This window comes from Microbacterium faecale (assembly GCF_014640975.1).
GTDB lineage: Bacteria > Actinomycetota > Actinomycetes > Actinomycetales > Microbacteriaceae > Microbacterium > Microbacterium faecale.
Genome location: NZ_BMHO01000001.1, coordinates 625,945 through 649,216 on the forward strand (window position 1 = coordinate 625,945; position 23,272 = coordinate 649,216).

Annotated in this window: 19 protein-coding genes; 10 read left to right on the plus strand and 9 right to left on the minus strand. The window is 68.5% G+C overall.

Annotation, left to right across the window (positions count from 1 at the left end; genetic code table 11):
• Positions 1 to 900, plus strand: a complete 900-nt coding sequence (locus tag IEW87_RS02865; protein WP_188710792.1) for an alpha/beta fold hydrolase — start codon at positions 1 to 3, stop codon at positions 898 to 900.
• Positions 897 to 2,510 (plus strand): ABC transporter substrate-binding protein, encoded by a 1,614-nt coding sequence (locus tag IEW87_RS02870; protein ID WP_188710793.1) that lies wholly within the window; start codon positions 897 to 899, stop codon positions 2,508 to 2,510. Before IEW87_RS02865 ends, IEW87_RS02870 begins: the two co-directional genes overlap by 4 nt.
• Positions 2,511 to 2,616: 106 nt before the next feature.
• On the opposite strand, the gene IEW87_RS02875 is transcribed toward IEW87_RS02870, so the two are convergent.
• From IEW87_RS02875 to IEW87_RS02885, 3 genes are all read right to left on the minus strand, one after another.
• Positions 2,617 to 3,762, minus strand: a complete 1,146-nt coding sequence (locus IEW87_RS02875; protein ID WP_188710794.1) for a CapA family protein — start codon at positions 3,760 to 3,762, stop codon at positions 2,617 to 2,619.
• Positions 3,759 to 5,345 (minus strand): ABC transporter substrate-binding protein, encoded by a 1,587-nt coding sequence (locus IEW87_RS02880; RefSeq protein ID WP_188710795.1) that lies wholly within the window; start codon positions 5,343 to 5,345, stop codon positions 3,759 to 3,761. Before IEW87_RS02880 ends, IEW87_RS02875 begins: the two co-directional genes overlap by 4 nt.
• 108 nt (positions 5,346 to 5,453) lie before the next feature.
• A complete protein-coding gene (locus IEW87_RS02885; RefSeq protein ID WP_188710796.1) occupies positions 5,454 to 6,989 on the minus strand; it encodes a carboxylesterase/lipase family protein in 1,536 nt (511 codons plus the stop codon).
• A gap of 125 nt (positions 6,990 to 7,114) precedes the next feature.
• Here IEW87_RS02885 and IEW87_RS02890 point away from each other — a divergent pair, with 125 nt between their 5' ends.
• The gene (locus IEW87_RS02890; RefSeq protein ID WP_188710797.1) at positions 7,115 to 8,527 is read left to right on the plus strand and encodes an MmgE/PrpD family protein; all 1,413 of its coding nucleotides are present in this window, start codon (positions 7,115 to 7,117) and stop codon (positions 8,525 to 8,527) included.
• On the opposite strand, the gene IEW87_RS02895 is transcribed toward IEW87_RS02890, so the two are convergent.
• From IEW87_RS02895 to IEW87_RS02910, 4 genes are all read right to left on the minus strand, one after another.
• Positions 8,501 to 9,397, minus strand: a complete 897-nt coding sequence (locus tag IEW87_RS02895; protein ID WP_188710798.1) for a PaaX family transcriptional regulator — start codon at positions 9,395 to 9,397, stop codon at positions 8,501 to 8,503. The two genes, IEW87_RS02890 and IEW87_RS02895, sit on opposite strands and share 27 nt — an antisense overlap.
• Before the next feature lie 8 nt (positions 9,398 to 9,405).
• Positions 9,406 to 10,725, minus strand: a complete 1,320-nt coding sequence (locus IEW87_RS02900; protein WP_188710799.1) for an alpha/beta hydrolase domain-containing protein — start codon at positions 10,723 to 10,725, stop codon at positions 9,406 to 9,408.
• Between the two features lie 110 nt (positions 10,726 to 10,835).
• Entirely contained in the window at positions 10,836 to 11,957 is a 1,122-nt protein-coding gene (locus IEW87_RS02905) for a CapA family protein (protein WP_188710800.1), read from the minus strand.
• 79 nt (positions 11,958 to 12,036) lie between these two features.
• On the minus strand, positions 12,037 to 12,621 hold the full coding sequence (locus tag IEW87_RS02910; protein ID WP_188710801.1) for a MarR family winged helix-turn-helix transcriptional regulator: 585 nt from the start codon (positions 12,619 to 12,621) through the stop codon (positions 12,037 to 12,039).
• An 84-nt stretch (positions 12,622 to 12,705) separates the two neighbouring features.
• Between IEW87_RS02910 and IEW87_RS02915 the strand changes: the two genes are divergently transcribed.
• From IEW87_RS02915 to IEW87_RS02940, 6 genes are all read left to right on the plus strand, one after another.
• Positions 12,706 to 13,218, plus strand: coding sequence for an HtaA domain-containing protein (locus IEW87_RS02915; RefSeq protein ID WP_188710802.1), 513 nt, complete (start codon positions 12,706 to 12,708; stop codon positions 13,216 to 13,218).
• Positions 13,215 to 14,201, plus strand: coding sequence for a PaaX family transcriptional regulator (locus IEW87_RS02920; RefSeq protein ID WP_188710803.1), 987 nt, complete (start codon positions 13,215 to 13,217; stop codon positions 14,199 to 14,201). Before IEW87_RS02915 ends, IEW87_RS02920 begins: the two co-directional genes overlap by 4 nt.
• Before the next feature lie 175 nt (positions 14,202 to 14,376).
• Positions 14,377 to 15,576: an ABC transporter ATP-binding protein gene (locus IEW87_RS02925; protein ID WP_188710804.1), complete on the plus strand. Its 1,200-nt coding sequence runs from the start codon at positions 14,377 to 14,379 to the stop codon at positions 15,574 to 15,576.
• Positions 15,573 to 17,321 (plus strand): ABC transporter permease, encoded by a 1,749-nt coding sequence (locus IEW87_RS02930; RefSeq protein WP_188710805.1) that lies wholly within the window; start codon positions 15,573 to 15,575, stop codon positions 17,319 to 17,321. Before IEW87_RS02925 ends, IEW87_RS02930 begins: the two co-directional genes overlap by 4 nt.
• Positions 17,321 to 18,175 carry an MBL fold metallo-hydrolase gene (locus IEW87_RS02935; protein WP_188710806.1) on the plus strand — a complete coding sequence of 285 codons (855 nt, stop codon included), beginning with the start codon at positions 17,321 to 17,323 and terminating at the stop codon, positions 18,173 to 18,175. The genes IEW87_RS02930 and IEW87_RS02935 overlap by 1 nt, the downstream gene beginning before the upstream one ends.
• Before the next feature lie 13 nt (positions 18,176 to 18,188).
• Positions 18,189 to 19,211, plus strand: a complete 1,023-nt coding sequence (locus tag IEW87_RS02940; protein ID WP_188710807.1) for an ABC transporter substrate-binding protein — start codon at positions 18,189 to 18,191, stop codon at positions 19,209 to 19,211.
• A 51-nt stretch (positions 19,212 to 19,262) separates the two neighbouring features.
• Here IEW87_RS02940 and IEW87_RS02945 read toward each other — a convergent pair whose 3' ends face one another.
• Both IEW87_RS02945 and IEW87_RS02950 read right to left on the minus strand, forming a co-directional pair.
• Positions 19,263 to 20,483 (minus strand): cytochrome P450, encoded by a 1,221-nt coding sequence (locus tag IEW87_RS02945; protein ID WP_188710808.1) that lies wholly within the window; start codon positions 20,481 to 20,483, stop codon positions 19,263 to 19,265.
• The gene (locus IEW87_RS02950; protein ID WP_188710809.1) at positions 20,480 to 21,685 is read right to left on the minus strand and encodes a cytochrome P450; all 1,206 of its coding nucleotides are present in this window, start codon (positions 21,683 to 21,685) and stop codon (positions 20,480 to 20,482) included. The genes IEW87_RS02945 and IEW87_RS02950 overlap by 4 nt, the downstream gene beginning before the upstream one ends.
• A gap of 253 nt (positions 21,686 to 21,938) precedes the next feature.
• Here IEW87_RS02950 and IEW87_RS02955 point away from each other — a divergent pair, with 253 nt between their 5' ends.
• Positions 21,939 to 23,267 (plus strand): alpha/beta fold hydrolase, encoded by a 1,329-nt coding sequence (locus tag IEW87_RS02955; RefSeq protein WP_188710810.1) that lies wholly within the window; start codon positions 21,939 to 21,941, stop codon positions 23,265 to 23,267.
• The last annotated feature ends 5 nt before the right edge of the window (positions 23,268 to 23,272 follow it).

A 23,272-nucleotide genomic window follows, 5' to 3' on the forward strand; every position in this document is an offset into this window, starting at 1 on the left:
GTGCCGATTCAGAAGATCGCTGACGCGGAGCTGTGGTTCGACGAGTACGGAGACGACGATGCGCGAGAGACCGTCATCTCCTCCGCCATGGGCTTCGCGGGCGTGGGATATCCCGAGGGCCTCGCCGAGGCGCCGTCCCGGTACAAGGTCTATACCGTGCAGGCGCGGGGCTTCGGGCGCTCGACGCGGCCGACCCGGCCGCCGAGCGAGGGCTGGCTCGCCCAGTGGGCGGACGACGTCGTGGCCTTCGCCGACGCGCGCGGGATCGACCGCTTCATCTACACCGGAGCCTCGCACGGCGCCGGCATCGGGTGGTACATCGCGATGCGCCGTCCCGAGCGGCTCAAGGCGTTCGTCTCGGTGGTCGGCGCGCCGCACGACCGGTACGGCGTGACCGATTCCTCCGAGGGGCGCCGCGCGGTGATCGAGGCGCGCATGAACGGCGACGTCGACACCGTGCGCGGTCAGCTCGAGGTGCTCGGCGGGTGGCTGCACCCGGACGAGACCGAGCGCCGCGCGCGCCGCGACGCCTTCCTCGACGGCGCCGTCGCGGCGACGATGGAGCGCGACGACGACGAGTCCCGCATCAACCAGGGCATGCCGTTTCCCGAGGCCAAGACGAACGAGGCGCTCGCCGAGATCCTCAAGCAGGTGCGCGTGCCGACCCTGATGCTCGCCGGGATGCGCGACGGCATCGTGTCGCCGGAGGCCTCGCTGCGCGCGGTGATGAGCGTGCGCGACGCGAAGGCGGTGTTCTTCGAGAGCGAGGGGCACTTCATGACCCAGGAGGTGCCGGAGCGCCTCATCCGCGAGGTGGCGCTGTTCGTCGACGAGATCAACGGGCGCGCCGAGCCCACAGCACGTCATGACACAGACCGAACGAAGGTGGACACGATATGACGAACAATCGACCGAAGCGACCCGGATCGCGCGCCCGCAGAGCAGCGGCGATCGTGACGGCCATCGGAGTGGGCGCGGCGCTCGCCGCCTGCGCGCCCTCCGCTGAGGGAGACTCGGCGCCGGATCCCGCCGCCGGCGCGAGCGAGCGCGGTGATGAGCTCGCCCTGCAGTTCCGCGGCGCGCCCATGAGTCTCGACCCCGCCCTGCAGGGCACGGCGAGCGGCTCGATCTTCACGGTGCTCGCCTACGACCCGCTGATCTACAAGGCCCCCGACGGCAGCCTCCAGCCGAACCTCGCGACCGAGTGGGAGTTCACCTCCGATGACATGACGACCTTCCAGGTCACGCTGCGGGAGGGGGTGACCTTCGCCGACGGCGAGACGATGGACGCCGAGGCGGTCAAGGCCTCGTTCGAGTACTTCCTCGAGAAGGGCGGGCCGAACCTGTCCTCGGTCGGGCCGATCGACTCCGTCGAGGTCGTCGACGACCTCACGGTCGCGATCCACTACTCCGAGCCGTTCTCGGATGCGCCGGCCTCGCTGAACCAGCTGTCGATGATGGGCAACGTCATCGGGCCGGAGGGGCTGGCGGATCCGGACAGCCTGCTGCGGAGCATGGACGGAGCCGGACAGTACCTCTACAACCCCGACGCGTCCGTGCCCGACTCGGAGTACGTGTACGACCGCAACCCCGACTACTGGAACCCGGACGCGCAGATGTGGGAGCGCGTCACGGTCCAGATCATCTCGGATCAGAACGCGGTGCTCAACGCGGCCAGTACCGGCCAGATCGACTTCGGTCTCGGATCCGCGCTGATGGCGGAGGCGGCCGAAGGCGCCGGGCTCGAGATCGCCTCCGTGCCCTTCTACAACTGGGAGCTGCGGCTCGCCGACACCGAGGGCGAGATCAATCCGGCGCTCGGCGACGAGCGCGTACGGGAGGCGATCGGTCTCGCGATCGACCGCGAGACCATCGTTGAGGCGCTGGGCGGCGAGTACATGGCGGTCAGCGACCAGATGGTCGTCGAGGGCATCGAGGGCCACAACGCCGACATCGGATGGGAGCACGATCCGGACCGTGCCCGCGACCTGCTCGCCGAGGCGGGGTACGAGGACGGATTCGAGATGAAGCTGCTCGACAGCGGTCTGCAGGACCCGGATTCGCGCATCGCCCAGGCCGTCTCGAGCAGCCTCTCGGAGGTCGGGATCGAGGTGGATCTCGTGGTCGACACGGTGAGCATCCCGTCGTTCATCGAGAAGGCGGAGACGCTGGAGTACGAGGCGACGATCTGGGCGTCCAACGGCGACGTCGGGAACACCTACCGCGGCTACCGCTCGACCGGATCGATGACGAACCCCTTCGGCTTCGTCGACGACGAGATGGAGTCGCTCTACGCCGAGAGCCTGCGGGTCGCCGGGGACGACCGCGACGCCGTCTATCAGGACATGAGCGCGCGCTGGCAGGAGCTGGCGTACTCCATCCCGGTCCTGACGGAGTACTACGTCAACTACATCGGCGCGGACGTGACGAACATCAATTCCTCGCCCGCGAACCCGGTCATGCTCCCGGTCGGTCCCCAGCCCGAGTACAACTGGCAGCCGACGAGCTGAACACGGCGGTGGGGCACGGCGAGCGTCCGTGCCCCACCGCTGTAGTGCGCGGCACCGACGCGAAAGGTCCCGCCGGAACGCCGGCGGGACCTTTCGCGTGTGCGTCTCAGCGCTGGCGGTCGCCGGGGGTCAGAAATACCTCGTCGCCGTCGACGGTGAAGCCCGTGTCCAGTCCCGCCTCGCGGCTGATGTCGCGCACGTAGTCGACGACGCGGTCGAAGCGTGGGTCGCCGGCCGAGAGCGGCTCGGGAACCGCCATGCGGTCGATCATGACGGGCCGGTACCGGACGCGGGAGGCCCCCGCCGCGTCGAGGTCGCAGTGCACGATCATCGACATCCGCGCATCGGGTGGGAAGTTGAACATCCCGCCGATGTCGGGCTCCCACCCGGGGTGGAGGCTCAGCAGGTGTCGGAACGACGGCCGCGCGGCGTGCTCGGCGTCCATCGGGAGCTCGATGGCGAAGTTGCCGAGGCTGTGGAAGATGGGCTTGCCCCGATGGAACTCGACGCCCTTCAGGATGTGTGCGTGGTGGCCGAGCACCATCTCCGCGCCGGCCTCGATCGCGGCCCGTCCGAGCGCCCGCTGGTAATCGGCCAGCTCCGCGCGCGTGAAGTGGATTCCCCAGTGGCACGACACGATCACGACATCGGCCTTCTCCTTGGCCGCCTCGATGTCGGCCACCATTGCCGCCTCGTCACCGGGGTGCGGCACCGTGTACATGCGATGCGGCGTGCCCGGCTGATCGGGTTCGATCGCCTCGTGAAGCGTGAAGGCGCGCAGCGGCGCGATGCCCGCGCGCTCGGCCGTCGCCCAATAGCTGTCCGGGAGGATGCTGCAATACGCGAGGAAGGCGACGCGGAGGCCGCCTCGTTCGACGATGCGCGGTGCTCGTGCCTCGTCGATGTTGCGCCCCGTCCCCAGCGGGATGAGCCCCGCGGCCTCGATCGCCTCGACGGTGTCGAGGAACCCTTCGGTGCCCCAGTCGAGCGAGTGGTTCGAGGCCCACGAGACGACGTCGAACCCCGCCCGGGCGAACGCCTCAGCCGCATCGGGGTGCGTGCGCGACGTGTGCTTGGTCTGCGGCACACGCGCCCCGCGCTCGGTGAGGGTCATCTCCAGCTGCATGAACGCGAGGTCGGCCGAGCGGATCTCGTCCGCCGTCTTCTCGAAAAGCGTGTCCACGTCGCGCCGCTCGGGACCGACGTCCCCGACCGCGCAGAACCGGACCGTGGGGACGTCTGTGCGCGTCACTTCGACCACGTGTACTCGCCCTCCACATCGATCGGGCTGTAGAGCGAATTCTCGTCGGTCACCAGAAAGCCTTCAATTTCGGGATTGACGTAGTAGACGGTCGACTGCACATACAGCGGCGCGAACCAGGCCTCCTCGACGACACGCTCGGAGAGCGCACGGTACGCCTCCGCCTGCGCGTCGGGGTCGATCGCGTCCGTCGCCTCGCGCCACAGCTGCGCGATCTGGTCGTCTTCCGACTGGAAGGGGTTCGCGGAGCCCCCGACGTCCTCGAGCAGCAGCGGCGCGAACTCGGATGCGACAGTGCGCATGCGCTGCATTGCCGCCGGATACTCGCGGCTCGCGACCTTCTCGTCGAACGCGGACGTGCTCACCGCGACGGTCTCGAGGTTCACCGAGATCCCCACGTTTGTGAGGTCGCCCATCACGGCTTCGGCGGACGTGCAGTTGCCGACCGTTTCGGCGCAGATGAGCGTCATCTCGAACCCGTCTGCGTAGCCGGCCTCAGCGAGGAGGTCCTTGGCGGCGTCGACGTCGTGCGCGTAGCGGCCGACGAGGTCCGGATCATACCCGGGCTGGCCCTCCGCCAGGATCTGCTCCGTCGGGACTCCGTATCCCCCGGGCAGCATCGACTCGGTGATCGCTTCGCGGTCGAGCGCCATGTTGATCGCCTGACGCACGCGCACATCGCCCAACGCGGGCACGATCTCGCCGCTCCGGTCGAGGAGACCGATCCCGTGCACGGATCCGCCGACCTGCTCGACCCCGAAGCCTGCGCTCGCCGCCGCGTCGGCCGTCATCGAACTCCCCTGTGCCACGTCGATCTGACCGGTCTGCAGTGCGGCGAGGATCGTGCTCGATTCGTTCATCACCTGGACGGTGAGGGTGTCGGCCTTGATCGCATCGGGGTTGTAATAGTCGGGGTTGCGCTCGTACACATAGGTTGTGTCGATGACGCTCTTCTCGGGCGAGTACACGTACGGTCCGGAGCCCGACGTCGCGTTCTCCAGCGAGTCAGGGTCGTCGATGGCGTCCGGGCTGATGATGAAACCCGCTCCGCCCGACGCCGTCAGGACGAAGGGCAGGTTCGCGACGGGCTCCGAGAGCTCGATCGTCAGCGCGTAGTCGCCCGTGACCTCGATGTTCTCGAACGCCGCGAACCGCGAGCTGAGGTAGAAGTTGCCATCCCGCACGTACTCGAGCGACTTCTGGACGGCGGCCGCGTCGACCTCGCCGCCGTCGGCGAACGTGGCGTCGTCGCGCAGCGTGATATCGAAACGGAGGTTGTCCCCCTCCGGGTACCCCCATTCAGTCGCGAGGTCGCCGACGATCTCGCCCGTGACGCGTTGCGAGAGGAGGGTGCTGTAGGCGGGCGTCGCGTATGCGTAGGCCGAGGTTGTGCCTCCGGTGGCCGCCGGGTTCAGCCCGGACAGCGGAGGCCCGGCGAACTGGAACGTGATGTCGGTTGCCTCCGCGGTCTGCCCTTCGCTTCCCCCGGCGCCGCAGCCGCTCGCGGCCAGCGCGGCGGAGAGTGTGACAACGAGCGCGAATCCGCGCAGGACCTTGTTTCGTTCACGCCGCATCGCGATCTCCTTTGACGGCAGGTGCGTGGCGACGCGCCTGGGTTATATATCGTCCATAGAGACGATCGACGCGTCAGGTGTCATATTATGGGCTGGCCCACCGGAGTGTCAAGCAGAATGATGTTCCTGTGGCTGCGGCCAGAGCGTGGTCCAGGGATCCGTGCTGGGTGTGACGACGATCCCGTCCCACAGGCGCACCCGTTCGTGCCGCGGCGCGCGGGCAGTCTGTAGCGCGTCGTCCTCGATGACGAGCTGGTCGGGCTGGGGTGGCGTGTACGGCGCCCATGTCTCGGATGCGCCCAGCTCGTCATGCGCGAATGCGACGAGCTGGGCGCTCAGCGCGGAGGCCACGGCACGCCCCGGTGTGGCCGGCGTGGTGTTGTTGAAGAAGAGGGGCATCTCGATGCCGTGAAAGGCGCCGTGCGGAGTGTCGTGGGCGGTCTCGCAGAGGTACACCCACGACGGTCGGCCATCCCCCAGGTGTTTCGCGTCGGCGAGGCGGAGTGACCGGATGCGGAACTGATCGCTCGTGATCGCGAAGAAGTGGTCGACGTTTCCGGCCGCAGGATCGAGTTCGCGGTACGCGGCGACGAGACCCTCGGCGTCGTCGGGATCGTCGAGGCCGGGCCGCACGCGTGCCACGAGGTCGTCGTCGCTGATCTCGTCGCCGGTCAGATAGGCGGGGTGGGCGAAGGCGGCAGCGCGAGACTCGTCGAGCGCGGTGCCCACCATGAGGGCGACGTCGGTTGCGGCCCCGGCCGCGAAAGCCTGGAGCGGGTCGGCAGGCAACTCCGGCGTGGCGACCGTCGGTGCGAAGCGCATCCCGTCCGGGCCGGGGGCGCCGTGCACGCCGAGATCACGCTGAACGGCCAAGAGGCGCTGGAGGGGGACATCGCGCAGCCGATCCGCGCGGGTCGGCGGGATCTCGAGCAGGGCGAGCGCCTGCTCCGCCGTCTCGTGGGCGGTCGCGGCGTGCTTGAAGCCGAACGGCGGGCCGCCGTGGATGGCGGCGCTGCGAAAGAGTCCGCGTGCGGCCGGCATGGAGCACAGCGCGGCGACCTTCCCGCCCCCGCCGGAGTGGCCGTGGATCGTCACGGCGTCTGGGTCGCCGCCGAACGCCGCAATGTTGTCGCGGATCCACGTGAGGGCCGCGACGAGGTCGAGCATGCCCGCGTTGCCCGAGCCCGCGTATTCGCCGCCGCAGAGCTCGTCGAGGTGGAGGAACCCGAGGAGCGCGAGGCGGTGGGCGACGCTGACCACGACGACGTCGCCCGTCTGCGCGAGCGCGGTGCCGTCGGCCGGCCGGTGGTGCGGCATGCCTGAGGCGAAGCCGCCGCCGTGGAGCCACACGAGAACCGGGCGCCGCCCCGCGGTCGAGGGGGTCCAGACGTTCAGCGCGAGGCAGTCCTCCGACATCACCTCTGCGCCTCCCGGCTTCGCGTGGGCGCCGTGCTGCGGCGCGATGGGCGCGAACGCGACTGCCGTGCGGATGCCGGCCCAGGGCGCGCGTGGCTGCGGTGGGCGAAAGCGGCCGGCTCCCCCCGTCGGTGCGGCGTACGGCACGCCGGCGAATCGCAGAACATCTCCGTCGATGCTCCGGCCGCGAATCCGTCCGGCGGTTGTCTCCACGATGGGATCTCTCACGGTGTTCCTCCGGGACATCAGTGTCGCGCTCGGGCGTGACAATCCTGCCACTCGTCGATAGATAACACCATAAATGACTATCGAACCCAAAAATGGTATCTATTATGGATCTGGTGGAGGAGAACATGAACGGTCTTTCGAAGAACCTCGTCGGCGTCACCGCTCGCCTGCGGATCGATGATTTGCCGGCCGACGCGATCCGCGCGGCCGAACAGTCGCTGCTTGACGCGGTCGGAGTGTCGCTGGCGGCCGCCGGGCAGGACGCCGGCGCCGCACAGTTCGCCGAGTTGGCGATCGCCGAGGGCGGCCGGCCGGATGCGACCGTGTTCGGAACCGCGCATCGCGTACCGGCGGCTGCCGCGGCCTTCGCCAACGGTGCGATGGCGCACGCGCTCGACTACGAGGACTCCGTCGACGGCCTCCCCATCCACCCCCATGCGCAGACCGTCCCCGCGGTCCTCGCGCTCGCGGAACGCGAGGACGTGCCGGGAGACCGGTTGATCACGGCTATCGCGATCGGGTGCGATGTGACCGCCCGCATCGCGGCCGCCGCCGGGGACGAGATGGGGCGCCGCGGCTGGTACCCGCCCCCGATCCTCGGGGCGCTTGGCGCCGCGGTCGCGTCCGCGAACCTGCTCTCCCTCGACGAGGCGCAAACGCTCGACGCGCTCTCGCTGGTGATCTCACAGGCGACCGCGAGCGGCGAGGTGAAGTTCAGCCCGCGGTCGATCGTGCGCGGGGTACGCGATTCCTTCGCCGCCCACGCCGCCGTGCGCGCGGCCGAGCTCGCGCGGCGCGGCATCACCGGATTCGACGCGCCGCTCGAGGGCCGGTACGGCTTCTTTGCGACGTATGCGGGCGGCGTGTACGATCCCGATCCGATCCTCGACGGGCTCGGCACCCGCTTCTGGGGGACGCAGGTCAGCTACAAGCCCTGGCCGAGTTGCCGCGGCACCCACTCCTTCGTCGAGGGCGCGCTGCGGATGCGCGACCAGATCCGCGTCGACGACATCGAGCGCATCACGCTGTGGGGGGCGCCCGTGAACGCGATGCTCGCGGAGCCGATCGAGGCGAAGCGGCGGCCGACCGAGGCGATCAACGCGAAGTTCAGCCTGCCCTTCACGGTCGCCAGCGCTTTCGTGCACGGAGAGCTGTCCCTCGCGTCCTTCACCGATGCCGCCATGCGCGACACGCGCGTGCTCGCACTCGCGGAGCGTGTCACCTTCATCTCGGATCCGGACAAGGACGTGCCGGAGTCGATGACGCACGGCGAGATCGCCATCGAGCTGACCGACGGCCGACGCCTTCACGAGGACGTTCCGACCCCCCTCGGCAACCCGGCCTCGCCGCTCGGGATCGACGGGCTCCGGGAGAAGTTCGTCGACTGCGCGGCGCGTGCGCCGCGCCCGCTCGGTCGCTCAGCGGCGAACCAGATGGCAGATCGGATCCTCGCGTTGCGCGGCGCAGCCGGGCTGCGTGGCGAGCTCGGAGAGATCGTCGGCGCGGGATCGTTAGCGGTGCCGAACTCGCAACCGTGAGGCCAGTTCCGCGTCGTGAGGCCTCACCAAGTCGCGCATGCGCTGCAGTGCGATGGGGCCCAGTCCCTCCCAGAGCTCGACGAAGATGTCACGCACCGCAGACTGTGGCCAGTCGTCCGGAAGGAGCTCACGTGGCAGATCGGGATCGGTGAGCGCGATGTGACGCCACGAGGCGAGGACATTCGCGCGCAGAACAAGCGCATGGTGCGCGTCGACGCGGTTTGCCCGAACAAGCGAGAGCCACGGTTCGAACGTTCGACGGTACTGGTCGTAGAGGGTGCGAATCTCGTCGAGGGGGAAGGCGCCGAGCGGATCGAGGCCGCTTCTCTCCGGCGACTCGAACGTGGCGCGCATAACGGCCAGGCTGACATCGAGGTCGTCACCGATCTCAATAATCCGCGCAGCGTGATCCCGCGGCTGCACCCACACGGCGTCGGTGAGCGGGGCGAATCGGAGCCGCTCGAGTTCGCGGCGCAGCTTCGGGCGGAGGCCCCGGACCTCCTCAGGGATCGAGAACGTCACGACCGTCCACTTCCCGTCCCAGCGAGTCGGCTCCGCCCCGAACCCGACGTAGGTGCGCAGGCGCTGCTCGCGGTCGTCGAGGCCGGAGGGGTTGACCTTGTACGACGTCTGGCGGCCGTTGCGCACCTGCTCGAGCCTCCCGCTTCGCGCCACGCGGCTGAGGGCGATGCGCGCACCGGCCGACGTGATCCCGAAATCACCGAGCACGTCGACGATGGCGGCCGACGGCACGGCGCCCGCGTGGGCGAAATCGAAATCAGCGACCAGAGTGACGAGGATGTTCTGGGAGCTCACGCTCTGTGGCACCGAAATCGCGAGTTGAGCGAGATCCTCTGCGGTCGTGTCCATGTCGTTCCTCAGTCTGTCCATGTGGCGCGCGCGATGTAGTTGGTGGCATCGTCTGGTCGGTAGTATCCCTCAGATACGAGTTCGCTGACGCGCGCGCTCACGCGCTGCCGGTACGCGTCCTCGTCTCCGTATAGTTCCTCGAGCGTGCTGTGGTCGAACGGCGTCTCCGCCCCGCAGGGCCACTCGGGGCCGGGACCTGCGACGGCCGACACGCACGCGGTCGGCACGTCGACGTGGGGCGAGCGAAGGCCGCCGCGCGCGTGCCCGTGTTCGTCGCGCGCGATGCGCCCGCGCGGGTCGGTGCTGATCACCCGCCCTGGCGGCGGCGGCGTGCCCTCGAGCGACCATCGAAGCAGCGCGTCGACCGCGAAGTGTACGACGTGAGAGTTCGGGAAGCGGCTCCAGCGCCGTCCTTCCGGGAGGGTGACGGAGGGATGGGGCGGGGGATCGTCCCTGCTGTCGTTGTGGCCCATTCCCGCAACCTCGTACAGGCGGTACCGCTCGGAATCCGGACGCCGGTGAGAGAATCCGCGCACCTGGCCGGGGAGCAGGTGTGCGGCACGGATCTCTTCGAGTTCAGACTCGCCGAGCAGCTCGATGACCGGAACATCCAGGTCTTCCGGCGCATCGCCGCCCGAGGACATTGGGACGTAACCATCGAAGATGGCGCGGCCGTCACTGAAGCGTGCGTGATGCTCGGCGGCGAACGCGCGCGCGATTCCGCCTGACTGCGATAGTCCTCCGAGAAAAACGTGCGTGACTCCTTCGAGCGGAGTGGCACCGCCGCGCACCGCCCGCGCGAACTGCGCGATGATCTCCGGAGACTGGAGGTTCGAGCGCGACCACTTGGCGCGGAAGGAGTCCGACTCGCGTTGGACATTCTCGAAGGTGCGTCCGGTGGCCGCGTCCGCGCCGATGCTCGCTTCGGCTGGTCCTTCGTCGGGGGATCCGTCGACGAGCACGACGTCGGCGTAACGCGACGGGTCAAATCGTTTCAGCCTCGCCGGTGCCGTTGCTTGGGACGCGATCTCCGCCCAGGCGTGACCCCCGCTGATCAGGTAGCGCCGGGCCGCGCGCCACACGGATCGGACTCCCATCCAGTGCATCGGCTCGACGAGAACGGCGCCGCTGAAAAGCGCGCCGTTTTCGGGATAGCGGAGCAGTGCGCGCGTTGTGTACGGTTCACCGGCCGCGGTGCCGGAGACGAGAAGCTCGGCTTCGACGTAGCCCGCCGCGCCGAGCTCCTCGGAGCCGATGTCGTCATGTCCGAGCGGGAGCGAACCCTCCCGCGTCGGATGCAGTCTGACGGTGATGCGGTCTGCGCCCATGATCGGATGCCCCTTCGCACGGATCAATATTCATAACAATGACATGATCGATCGTACTCTCAAGGGATATCTGCTGGGCGCGCGACGACTCCGCCCTCCGCGCTCCCGGGTCAGGTGACGCGAACGGTGTCACCGTCCCAGGTGAACTGGGTGCCGAGCCCGGCAGTGCTGGTGATCGAGCGGATGTACTCCGTCACGCGGTCGCCCTCCTGCCCTTCGCCGAGTGGCACGGGGCGCGCGCGCTCGTCGATCCAGCACGGGATGAAGCCCGCCGCGAGGGTGCCGTCGTCGTCGACATCGAGCACGGCGATCGCGGTGTTGCGGCTCTCGGGGTGGAACGGATAACCGGGCGTGTTCGGGTCGGGTGAGAAGCCGAACATCTCCTCGCGCCGTCGTGCCCACGCCTTCAGCTCCTCGGAGTCGCTGTCGGGGTCGGGTGTCAGCGCCGAGGTGACGGTGACGAAGTTGCCGAGCCCGTGGAAGATGGCACGGCCCTTGTATATCTCGACGCCGCGCATGATGTGCGAGTGGTGCCCGACGACGAGATCCGCGCCAGCGTCGACCGCCGCGTGCGAGACCTCGTACTCGTAGTCATCGATCCGCGCCGGCGTGTGCCCGTAGCCCTTGTGGAGGGCGACGACGACGATGTCCACCTTCTCGCGGGTCTCGGCGATCGCGGTCTTCATCTGCTCGAGTGACGTGCGGTCGCAGAACGTGTACACCTGCGGCGGGTTGCCGGGGTTCATGTCGTCGAGGTCGTAGTGCGTGAGCACCTTGACGTACGCGGATCCGGCCTTCTTGCTCGTCGCCCAAGACTCGCGCGGTCCGACGCAGTTGAAGCTGAGGACGCCGACGGTCTTGTTCTTCGCCTCCGCGATGGCCGGGCGCAGGGCCTCGGCCATGTTGGCGCCCGTGCCCGTCGTCGCGATCCCGAATCGCTCGGCGTTACGCAGCGTGTCGAGGACGCCGCGCGTGCCGAGGTCGTACGCGTGGTTGCCGGCCACGGTGCCGACGGTGAACCCCGCGCGCGCCATGGCGCCGAGGGCGTCGGGATCGGCCGGGGGGGCGGGGACGGTGATGCCCACGACATCCGTCTCGGTCGTATGGGGCACCTCGATCTGGCCGATTGCCACATCGGCGGCCTTGATCGCGGGTGCGCTCGGAACGAAACGTTCGTCGTGCTCGTCGAGCTGAAGAACGATGTCTCCAACGGCTGCGATTCGCATCGTCATGAATCTCCTTTGATATCAACCAGATTGATATTATCGGAGGGGCGCCGCGAGGTCAACGCGCGGTCACTCGGGCGTCCTGTCAGCTCGCGTCGCCGTTGTGGTCGGCCGACCTCAGTCGCGCGGCCGCCAGGCGGGAGGGGATGTGGCGGGGGCGCACGCTCGACGTGCGCCGCGAGATGGCCTCGGCCTCGGCTTCGTCGTCGTCGAAGTATCCACCGGCGAGGACCTCCGCGGCCGACTGCAGGATCTCCCGGAGCGTCCCCTCGGGGTTGGTGCCCATCGCGCTGATCAGGCGCTCCTCCTGCTCGCGGAGCTGCTCCGTGCAGCGCGCGAGGACTGCCCAGCCCTCTTCGGTCAGCTGCACCAGCCGGATCCGCTTGTTGTGCGGGTGGTCGCCGCGCACGATCAGCCCCTGCTCGATCAGCTCGTTCGACACCGTGTGGGCCGCCTGGGCGCTGACGAACGTGCGGCGGGCGAGCGCGGCGTTCGACAGCGGGAGGCCCTCGCCGAGCACCTGGATCACGGTGAACTGCGAGAGGGTGATCCCCTCGGCCAGCGCGACGTTCTCGGTGAAGCGCGTGAACGCGCGGGCAAGGCGGTAGGCACTGTATCCGAGTCGCCCCGTCGCCAGTTCGCCGCGCGGGTCGCGCGTGATCTCATCCACACTGAGATCTTAGTCCTGTCGTCTGAACACTCGTCCGCGGGAGCACATTTGACCGAGAGCGCGCCGCTGGTCATGATCGATGTCATGGACGACAGCGGAGACCGCGCAGCGTTGCGCGGACCGGAGATGGTGTCGGGGCTCTACTGGGCGGTGCGCGAGAGCTTCGTCGGGTACGTCGCGGGCACCCCGGACGGCCAGGTGTTCGGCGACGACGGGGCCGAGACCGACGGCCAGGGCACCTTCCGCTTTCCGCTCGTGGCGACCGAGCATCACGGCGCGCGATGGCGGATTCGCTTCGAGGGCACGGTGCGCTTCCTCGCGCACGGCGGCATGCTCAACGTGACGCTCGCCTCCCCCGTCCTCGACCTCGATGCCGAGAAGGGGTCACTCTACGTCGCCGTCGGCGATCGCGAGGTCGCGATCCTCGACGTCACGCCTGCCGCCCCCGTCGAGGTCGACGGCGGATGGCGCGTGTTTCCGCCCCTCGCTGCACAGCTCACGCCCGCCGGATCCGCGCTGTTCGGCGACGTCTACGCGGCGGGCGAGCCGTTTGCCCCCCTGCAGGTCGCGTTGCCGGCCGACGCGGGGACCGCATGACGGTCGCGGGAAACCGCGCCACCGCCAATCCGGACGAGCGCGATCATCGCGGTCACCGCGCGCACTCCGGCGGCGGAGCGCGGCACCTGCTGATTACGTTGCTCGGAGATTACTGGTTCGCGCGAGATGAACTCCTGCCCTCCGCCGCGCTCGTGGACCTTCTCGCGGAGTTCGGATCCCAAGAGAACGCCTCCCGACAGGCCATGCGGCGGCTGATGCAGCGGAACATGCTCGTGCAGCAGAAGCAGGGGCGTACGACGTCGTACGGGATCCCCCAGGAGATCGTCGCGAGCCAGCGTCTCCGCTTGGCTCGCGCGGTCACATTCGGCGCGGATTTCACGGACTGGGACGGCGAATGGACCGTCGTCTCGTTCTCGATCCCGGAGCCGGAGCGCGATGTCCGGCGCGTGCTGCGCAACGGCCTGCGTGAACTCGCATTCGGCGATCTGCAGGACGGCGTCTGGATTACCCCCCACGACCGAGAAAGCGAAGCGCTGCACCTGCTCGACGAGCTCGGCGTGAGTCGTGGTCATGTGATGCGAGCTTCGTGGGCACTGCGGGATTCCGCCACAGAGGAGATCGCCGAGGCATTCGATCTTGCCAGCCTCGCCGACGATTACCAGCGCTTCATCGACGAGCTTGCGCCGAAGCTCGAATGGGCAGCGGCCGGCGCGGACCCGCGCGACGCGCTTCGTGTGCGGACACAGCTCACCAATGCCTGGTTGGCGTTCCGTCTCGTCGATCCGGAACTGCCAGCCAGCCTGTTGCCGGATTCGTGGCCGAGGCGGCGCGCGCGAGAAATGTTCCTCCGGTTATACGACCTGCTCGGCCCGGCGGCCGCTTCGCGGGTGCGTGAGATCCTCGCGGCACATGACGAGTCACTGTCCCGAATCGTGACGCATCACTCATCGCCGTCAGTCTCCTTCCGGCTGACGCCGGAGATGAATCGCGCCGTGTCGCGCGATCGCCGCGGGATGTGGTGACGGCCCGGATTCGTCGTCCTGAGGCATCCGTCCGGTTCGGTCGGTGTCTTCCGTCGCGCCTCGACGTCATCGACGTCGGCGCCGGGCTCTGACGGCGACCCATCCGGCATCCTTGACGAAAAATGTGACGCGCGTCTAACATTGCGTTACATAAATCTCGATCGAAGGAGACCGAGTGGCTGAGAGGTTGCCAGTGGCCGAAGACACGCGCGGTGGAGTCGACGCCGATCATGACCGGCCGGCGCCCGCGGTCAGGTTGAGCGGCCTGAGCAAGAGCTTCCGGCGGGCGGATGGCGCGATCGTGCGAGCAATCGACGACGTCGATCTCGACGTCGAGCCGGGTGAGTTCGTCGTGTTGCTCGGCCCGAGCGGTTGTGGAAAGACCACTCTGCTTCGAACGATCGCCGGGCTCGAGACACCGGATCGAGGGCGTATCGACATCTCCGGGCGCACTTTCTTCTCGAGCGAAAAGGGCATCGCCGAGCCGCCCGAGCGGCGGGGGATCAGCATGATCTTCCAGTCGTATGCGCTGTGGCCGCACATGACCGTGTTCAAGAACGTTGCCTACCCACTGCAGTCGCGACGCCGCGTGGCCCGAGGCGACATCGCCGACCGCGTGCGTCGCGCCCTCGCCCAGGTGGGGATCGGCGAACTCGAACGCCAGCATCCCGCTCAGCTGTCGGGCGGACAGCAGCAGCGCGTGGCGCTCGCTCGCGCGCTGGTCAGTCAAGACAGCCTCGTGCTGTTCGATGAACCCCTGTCGAACGTCGACGCCAAGGTGCGCGAGCAGCTGCGGGCGGAATTGTCGGAGATGCAGCGGGAGCTGGGATTCACCGCGATCTTCGTGACGCACGATCAGACCGAGGCGATGGAGCTCGCCTCGCGTATCGCCGTCGTGGACCGCGGGAAGGTCGCACAGTTCGGCACGCCGCACGAGATCTACCACCGCCCGGCGTCGCGCTATGTGGCGCGATTCATCGGCGCGATCAACGAGTTCGAGGGGCGCGTCACGGCGGTAGACGGCGACAGGGTGACGGTGGACACGCCGAGCGGCGAGATCGTCTCTGCACGGGATCACACCGGCGTCTCTGTCGGCGATGAGGTCGTTGCGCTGTGGCGCCCGGAGCGCGGTCATCTCGGCGACGCCGCGCATGATCGCGCGAACCGCTGGTCGTGCACCGTCGACGCCGCGATGTTCGTCGGCTCGCACACCGAGTTCAGTCTGACGAGCGGCGAGCAGCCGATCCGGATCTGGAGCGCGCGCAGCGAACGCGCGCGGCCGGGCGAGGAGGCCGTCGTCGGCGTGGACCCGGAGGACGTGCAGGTGCTGCCGGCGACCGACTCGACCGGCGTGCAGCAGGAGGATGTCGCGTGACCAGTTCGATCGCCACCCTTCGACTGACGCCCCGCCGGCCTCGTCGACGGATCAGCGTGTTCGATGCGGTCACGCTGTTGGTCGCGGCCGTGCTCATCGCGCTGGTGATCGTTCCGCTCGGCCGCGTGCTCGTCGGCCTGTTCTGGGTGGACGGCGCCCTCTCCTTCGACGTGTTCGTGCGGACGTTCGCGGTCCCCGATCTCCCGCAGTTGATCGGCAACACCGTGATCGTCGTCGTCCTGAGCACGATCGCCGCGCTCGTCATCGGCGTGCTTCTCGCGTGGGTGAGCGAACGGACAGACGCGCGCATGGGCGTGCTCTCCGACGCGCTCCCGCTCCTTCCCTTCCTGCTGCCGCCGGTGGCCGGCGCGGTGGGATGGACCATGCTCCTGTCGCCCAACGCGGGCCTCGCGAATGTCGCGATTCGGAACGTTCTCGGACTCGTCGGGATCGAGCTCGAGTCGGGTCCGTTCGACATCAACAGCTGGTACGGCCTCATCTGGGTCTTCGCGGTGTATGCGGTGCCGTTCATCTACATGAACGCCGCGGCGAGCCTGCGCAACTTCGATTCGAGTCTCGAAGAGGCCTCCCGGCTGAGCGGCGCCTCGGGATGGCGCACCGTCTGGCGCGTCACGGTTCCGTCGATCCTGCCTGGCATCGGCGCGGGGGCCCTGCTGTGCGTGTGGTTCGGATTCGGAATGTTCTCCATTCCTTCGCTGATCGGCACGCCCGCCGGCATCGACCTGATTGCGCCCCGAATCGTCGAGCTGCTGACCTTCACCTATCCGCCGGAGACCGACGTCGCCGTGGGGTTGAGCGGGTTCGTCGTGATCTTCGTCGGCATCGCCTACCTGCTGCAGGTTCGGATCCTTCGCAGCGGAAAGAACGCGACGATCACCGGCAAGGGTGCGCGTTCGCAGATCATTCGACTCGGATCGTGGAAATGGCCGGTTCGCCTCATCGTGCTCGGCTATATCGCGGTGTCGACGCTGCTGCCGATCTTTGCGCTCGTGATCGTCGCGTTGAACGGCTACTGGACGCCGAACATCGACTGGGCCGGGCTGAGTCTCGACGCACTGAGGACGGCCGTCATCGACGACAGACTCACGCGCGAGGCGCTCGGCAACAGCCTCGGACTCGGCGTCGTCGGCGGTCTCATCGGCGTCGTCGCCGCCGCGATGGTCGCGCTGTACGTACACCGCACGCGTTCCGCGCTGGCGCGCGGAATCGACCTCGCGATCAAGATGCCGGCGGCGATCTCGAACATGGTCATCGCGGTCGGCATTCTTCTCCTGCTCGCGGGGCCGCCGTTCGGGCTGTCCGGCACTCTGCTCATCCTTCTCATCGGATATCTTGCGCTCTATCTGCCGCAGGCATCGATCGCCGCCGATGCCGCGGTCGCGGGCGTCGGCAAGGAACTCCCCGAGGCTTCGGCCGTGTCCGGCGCGTCTCCGTCGCGCACCTTCATCCGGGTGCAGTTGCCGCTGATGATCCCCGGTCTCGTGGCGGGGTGGGCGATGCTCTTCATTCGCATGGTCGGCGACCTGACCGCGTCGGCGATCCTCGCGGGAACAGGCAACTCGGTCGTCGGGTTCCGCATTCTCGAGGTGTTCAACGGCGGCTCATACGCGTTGCTGGCCGCTCTGTCGACGGTGCTCGTGGTGATCACGGGTGTCGTGCTGGCGGCCGTGCTCGCGTACTCGCGACGTGCGTCGCGGTTCGGCGTCGAGACGAAGGTGGGCTAATGCGCGTCATCCTCCTGGGGACGAAGGGCGGCCCGCGCGTCTCGGCGACAGACTGCGGCCCGGGGCACGTGCTGCTCTCCGGCGACCGCGTGGTGCTCGTCGACTGTGGTCAGGGCGTCCCGCAGCAGTTACTGCGGGCGGGGATTGAGCCGAACAGCGTCACCGATATCGTCATCACGCACCATCATTCGGATCACAACACCGCCCTCGGCACCGTTCTGATGGCGGCGTGGGCGCACGGCCTCCGTCGTCCGTTGCACGTGCACGGACCGGAGCCGATCGAGCGGATCGTCGCGGCTCACCTCGAGGCCAACGTGTACGACATCGACATCCGCGTGGCCGACGAGGGGCGCCCTGATCTTCGCGACCTGGTCGTCGTGTCGACGATTGACGGCGGCGACACGCGCCAGCTCGGCTCGGTGCGCATGAGCGCGGCCCGCGTGCGGCATGCGCCCGTCGAGCCGGCGCTCGCGTATCGGTTCGACGCCGATGGCGTCTCCGTCGTGTTCTCCGGCGACACGGGGCCGTCGGAGGAGCTCGTTGCGCTCGCCGCCGGCGCGGACGACCTCGTGCACGAGGTCATTGCGCCCGAACTTCTGCGCCCGTTCGATGCGGATGCCACGAACTCGTCGTGGCAGGACCTGCATCGGCACCTCGTCGAATCGCACACAAGCGTGCACGACCTCGGCGAGATCGCACAGCGTGCGAGAGTGGCACGGCTCACCCTGAGCCATATCGTTCCTGCCGCCACCTTCGATCGCATCGATTGGAAAGCGGCGCTCGCACGTTCCTTCACGGGCGACATCGTGAAGGGTACCGACCTCATGGAATTCACCGTGGGGCGAAGGCACTGAGGAAGGAAGAACGATGAAGTTTCGCCTTGCATCAACGATCGTCGTCGCCGTGGGACTGATCGCCGCGACCGGGTGCGCCTCCGGAGGAGGTGCGGGAGAGGGCACCGCCACCGAGGTCGACGATCCCGAACTCCAGACATTGATCGACAGCGCCCGTGAGGAGGGCAGCCTGACGGTCTACGGCATCCCCGAGGAAGCAGTCCAGAGGGCAGTCGCGGACGAGTTCACCGCGAAGTACGGCATCGACGTCACGATTCTCCGCCTCGTCTCGGCCGACCTCTCACAGCGGTACGCCGCCGAGGCATCGGCCGGTTCCACGGAGGCCGACGCGATCCTGCTCACCTACTCGCCGTTCTTTGAGGAGGCATACGCGGAAGGGTGGCTCACGCCCATTACGGAGGCCGACATCCCCGGCGTCATGGATGAGTTTCCCGAGGATTTCGTACAGGATGACGGCACCCCGATCGCCAGCCTGGTGCCGACCGAGATGGTGTACAACACCGACGAGGTCGCAGAGGAGCCGACGAGTTGGGAGGCCTATGCCGACCCGAACTATCAGGGCAAGGTCCTGATGACCGAACCCGCCTCGTCTCCCGCCAACCTCACGTTCTGGTCGCTCATGATCGACGAGTACGGCGAGGGGCTCCTCGAGGACATCGCGGCCAACGAGCCGACCTGGATGAACAGCGCGGTCAACACGACACAGGGTGTCGCGGCTGGCGAAGGCGTGCTGGCTCATCCCGGCGTTCGCGCGATCGTCGAGAACCTCAAGGCGGAAGGCGCGCCGGTCGAGTCCGTCGCGCTTCTCCCGACGACCGGCCCCGAGATCGCGTTAGGGCTCTCGGCTGACTCGCCTCACCCGAATGCCGCGAAGCTCTTCGCCCACTACATCCTCGGCCAGGAGGGCAACGACTACCTGTCGGAGCAGTCAGGAGCGATCTCCCTCTATGACACGGAGCGCGTGTCCGGGTGGCACCGTCCGGGACCGGTTGGCGACGACGTCGCGGCGAAGATCAACGAGCTGTTCGGTCTGTAAGCACTGCACGTCGCCGGCCGATCGGATCATCGGCCGGCGACGCCGGCGCGCTCAGGCGCGCACGAAGTCGAGGGGGACGGAGCGGGTGCCCCACTCGGCCCAGATCGCCATCTCCGGCTCGCTGGTGAGGTTCCACGACGACGTCCGCGCCAGCGCTTCCTCCAGCGTGATCCGCATCATCATGCGGGCGAGCGGGGCACCCGGGCAGCTGTGCGTGCCGCGCCCGAACGCGATGTGCTTCGTGATGTTCGGGCGGTTCAGAACGAAGCTCTCGCCGTCTTCGAAAACGCTCTCGTCGCGGTTCGCCGACGTGTAGACGAGCGCGATCGGGTCGTCCTTCTTCAGGGCGACGCCGCCGAGCTCGGTGTCCTCGCGCGCGGTCCGGGCCATCCCCCGGTACGGCGAGTAGAGACGCAGCATCTCCTCGACCGCGTCGGGGATGAGCGACGGATCCGCGCGCAGCTGCGCCTGCAGCTCGGGGTCGCGCGCGAGGTGGACGAACATGTTGCCCGTGAAGACGCTCGGCGCGACCATGCCGGTCACGATCAGCTGGCGCACGCAGCCGAGGATCATGTCGGCCGGCAGCGGCTCTCCGTCGTGCTCGGCGGCGAGCAGCCCCGCCGTGAGGTCTTCCTCCGGGTCGTAGTCGCCCGAGGCGCGGCTGTCGATGATCCCCTGGGCGATCTCGTACAGGCGTCCGCTGAGCGACTTCACGGTCTCGTGGTCGAGCACCTGGATCGCGTCGACGTAGGTGCCGCTGACGCTCTTGATGAGCTCGCTCGTCTCGACGTCGAGATTGAAGAACTCGGCGAAGACGTAGGCGGGGAACCGGTGCGCGTACTGCTTGCACACGTCCACCCAGCGCTCGGCTACGAGCTCGTCGAGCAGCGCCGTCGACGCGGCGCGCACGGCGGGCTCGAGGGCTCGCATGCGCGGCGGCGTGAAGAAGCGGTTGATGACACGGCGGTACGCCGTGTGCTCTGGGGGATCAAGGTGGAGCGGCGGGCGCACGCCCGTGAACGCGAACTTCGGGATGGCGTTCTGCTTGCGCGTGGTGAATCGCTCGATGTCGGTCATCACGCTCAGCACTTCGTCGTAGCCGACCGCCGCCCAGAACCCGTCGTACTCCTGACTGCGCACGAGGCCCCCGTGGCGTTCTCGGAGCGCGCGGAACTCCTCGTGCGCGCTCGTGAAGGTCTCGCCGTCACGCACGGGATCGAAGTCGTGATCGGCGCGGCGCGCGTCGCTCCAGGTGAGGTCGGTGTTCGTCATACGAGGCTTCCTTCTTCCATCGCCGTGCGGTTCTCGCGCACGGTGACCGGAACCGACGTGAGGCCGACCTCCGGCATCCGTGCGTAGGTGTACGGGCCGTGCGTCGCGAAGCTGTCGGTTCCGGCCAGCAGCTCTTCGAGGGCGATCCGGATCGCCATGCGAGCGAGCGGCGAGCCCACGCAGCGGTGCGGGCCGCGCCCGAAGCCGAGGTGCTGTGCGACGTTCTCGCGGCCGAGGATGAACGTGTCGGGGTTCTCGAAGACGCGCGGATCCCGATTGGCCGCCGCGTACGGGAGCGTCACGGGAACCTCGACGGGGATCGTGCGGCCGCGCACTTCGGTGGGCCTTGACGCGGTACGCGCGAACCCGCGGTACGGCGCGTAGAGGCGAAGGAACTCCTCGACCGCGCCGGGGATGAGCTCCGGCTCGGCGCGCAGCCGGTCCTGCAGGGCCGTGTCGTTCGAGAGGTGGCGCAGCGTGGATCCGAGCAGGATCGGCGGGGCGACCATGCCGACGACGAGGCTCTGGCGAAGGCAGCCGACGAGGTGCTCCTCCGAGAGCGGCTCACCGTCGACGCGCTCGGCGAGCAGTGAGCTGGCGGGATCCTCGTCAACGGGGAGCGCGTGCTCGCGGCGGCGACGCACGAGGTCGCGAGCGATGTCGTACATCTTCTCGCTCATCACGGTCGTGGTCTCACTGTCTTGCTCGCGCCACGCGGTGATCCACGCGAACGACGTCTCGGCGAGGTGGGGCGCGATGTGCGGCTCGAGGTTCAGCCATTCCGTCGTCACCCAGGCGGGGAACTCGACGCCGAACCCCGTGGCGATGTCGCCCTCGCCGGCTTCGAGGAGCGGGCGAAGCGCGCGGCGCGCGTGCTTCCGCAGGGCGGGCTCGAGGCGCTCGAGACGCGTCCGCTGCAACGTGCGCTCGAGGGCGCGGCGGAACGGCGTGTGCGCGGGAGCGTCGAAGTTGAGCGGGGGGCGGCGCAGGCCGCGCGGGTCACTCGGAACCACCGCGCGGACGGACGAGATGAAGGTCTGCGGGTTCATGGCCGCGGCCTTCACGTCGTCGTAGCGCGTGAGCGCGTAGAAGCCGCCGTATGCCGAGGTGTACGCGACGGGGCACTCCTCGCGCAGTCGGGCGTACATTGCGTGGGCTGCGACCGGGCCGTCGTCCGCCGTCAGGTCGAAGTCGTCGTCCATGCGCACCTCCGGGTCGTGCCACCTTTGGCATTACATTCATCGTGCCGACCGGACGGAAATTTGTCAAGTAATGCGCGTGCTGCATCGGGTGCATGTGGACGGCTCAGGCGAGCGTCAAGAGCAGGTTCGGCGGTGCCGCCTGGCGTCGAAAATGATATCAACCGGGTTGATATTAGGGGGAGGTGGTGTCATCCTCGTACCGACCCGCGATTCGCGGGACCTTGACGACGATGGTGTGGGACGAGGGAGAGCGATGAAGCCTGTGACGCGCCGATGGACGCACGCCGCTGCGGCGGTAGCGGTCGGGACGCTGGCCGTGACGACGGTGGCGCCGGCAGCGGCTGATGAGCCGGATCAGACGATCGAGGGGCGCCTCGCCGACTCGGCGCCGTATCGATTCGTCGTCCCGGGCGACTGGAACGGCACGGTCTTCGTCGAGCTCGACTTCGCCTCAGGCGGCCCCTCCGGTGCCCAGCAGGCGCTCATCGACGACGGCGCTGCCTATGGCGGCACGACGCGCGACGTGACGGGCTGGGATCTCGCGGGCGCCGTCGACAACCAGCTCGAAGCGCTCGACGCATTCGCCGCCGCGGTCGGCGAGCCGTCGCGGACCATCGCGATGGGGTCGTCGATGGGCGGCATGATCGCCGCGACGACGGGCGAGCTGCACCCCGACCGCATCGACGGCGTGGTCGCCGCGTGCGGCGGACTCTCCGGCACGGTCTCGCAGTGGAACCAGAAGCTCGACACCGTCTTCACGCTGGCGCAGCTCATCGATCCGAGCCTGCCCGTCGTCGACATCCCGGAGGACATCGAGGCCGCCCGTTCCCTCTGGCAGGACGCGCTCGCCGAGGCGCAGCAGACGCCGGAGGGACGCGCACGCATCGCCCTCGCGTCGGCGATCGGGCAGCTGCCCGCATGGTCGCAGAGCGTCGCGGACCCGGATCCGCGTGATCCGCACGAGTACCAGGCCGGGTGGTACGGATCCCTCTCGGGTGATCCGCTGCCGTACATCGGCCAGGCCATGAGCAGCCGGTACGCGAGCACGCAGCAGTTCGGCGGCCTGCCGTCGTGGAACGTCGGCATCGACTACAAGAGGCAGCTGCGGATGGTTTCGGCCGACGCGCGTCGCGTGGTGAAGGCGCTCTACCGCGACGCGGGGCTGTCGCTCGAGAAGGACCTCGCGACCGTCAACGGCGCGGATCGGATCGAGGCTGATCCGGAGGCCGTGGAGCGCTTCGCCGCGAGCTACGAGTTCACGGGCGAGATCTCCGTGCCGACGCTGACGCTGAACAACGTCGGCGACCAGATCTCGACCGTCGCACAGCAGTCGGCCTACGAGCAGCGCGTGCGACGCGCGGGGAACGCGCCCTTGCTGCGCCAGGTATACGTCGGCTCGGCGGGACACTGCGCGTTCAGCGACGCCGAGGTGGTCACCGCCGCGAACGTGCTCCTCGATCGGCTCGACACGGGCCGCTGGGGCGGATCCACAGTTCCGCATCACCTGAACGCGGCCGCCGAGAGGCTCGACATGGGCGAGGCGCGCTTCATCAATTACCGCCTCGAGCGCTTCAATAGGTGAGCCGC

Bases quoted from the DNA above. Each gene is read 5' to 3' on its own strand.
- IEW87_RS02870 (WP_188710793.1), top strand. From the start codon at position 897: ATGACGAACAATCGACCGAAGCGACCCGGATCGCGCGCCCGCAGAGCA.
- IEW87_RS02880 (WP_188710795.1), bottom strand. From the start codon at position 5,345: ATGCGGCGTGAACGAAACAAGGTCCTGCGCGGATTCGCGCTCGTTGTC.
- IEW87_RS02890 (WP_188710797.1), top strand. From the start codon at position 7,115: ATGAACGGTCTTTCGAAGAACCTCGTCGGCGTCACCGCTCGCCTGCGG.
- IEW87_RS02895 (WP_188710798.1), bottom strand. From the start codon at position 9,397: ATGGACACGACCGCAGAGGATCTCGCTCAACTCGCGATTTCGGTGCCA.
- IEW87_RS02900 (WP_188710799.1), bottom strand. From the start codon at position 10,725: ATGGGCGCAGACCGCATCACCGTCAGACTGCATCCGACGCGGGAGGGT.
- IEW87_RS02905 (WP_188710800.1), bottom strand. From the start codon at position 11,957: ATGACGATGCGAATCGCAGCCGTTGGAGACATCGTTCTTCAGCTCGAC.
- IEW87_RS02915 (WP_188710802.1), top strand. From the start codon at position 12,706: ATGGACGACAGCGGAGACCGCGCAGCGTTGCGCGGACCGGAGATGGTG.
- IEW87_RS02920 (WP_188710803.1), top strand. From the start codon at position 13,215: ATGACGGTCGCGGGAAACCGCGCCACCGCCAATCCGGACGAGCGCGAT.
- IEW87_RS02935 (WP_188710806.1), top strand. From the start codon at position 17,321: ATGCGCGTCATCCTCCTGGGGACGAAGGGCGGCCCGCGCGTCTCGGCG.
- IEW87_RS02940 (WP_188710807.1), top strand. From the start codon at position 18,189: ATGAAGTTTCGCCTTGCATCAACGATCGTCGTCGCCGTGGGACTGATC.
- IEW87_RS02945 (WP_188710808.1), bottom strand. From the start codon at position 20,483: ATGACGAACACCGACCTCACCTGGAGCGACGCGCGCCGCGCCGATCAC.
- IEW87_RS02950 (WP_188710809.1), bottom strand. From the start codon at position 21,685: ATGGACGACGACTTCGACCTGACGGCGGACGACGGCCCGGTCGCAGCC.
- IEW87_RS02955 (WP_188710810.1), top strand. From the start codon at position 21,939: ATGAAGCCTGTGACGCGCCGATGGACGCACGCCGCTGCGGCGGTAGCG.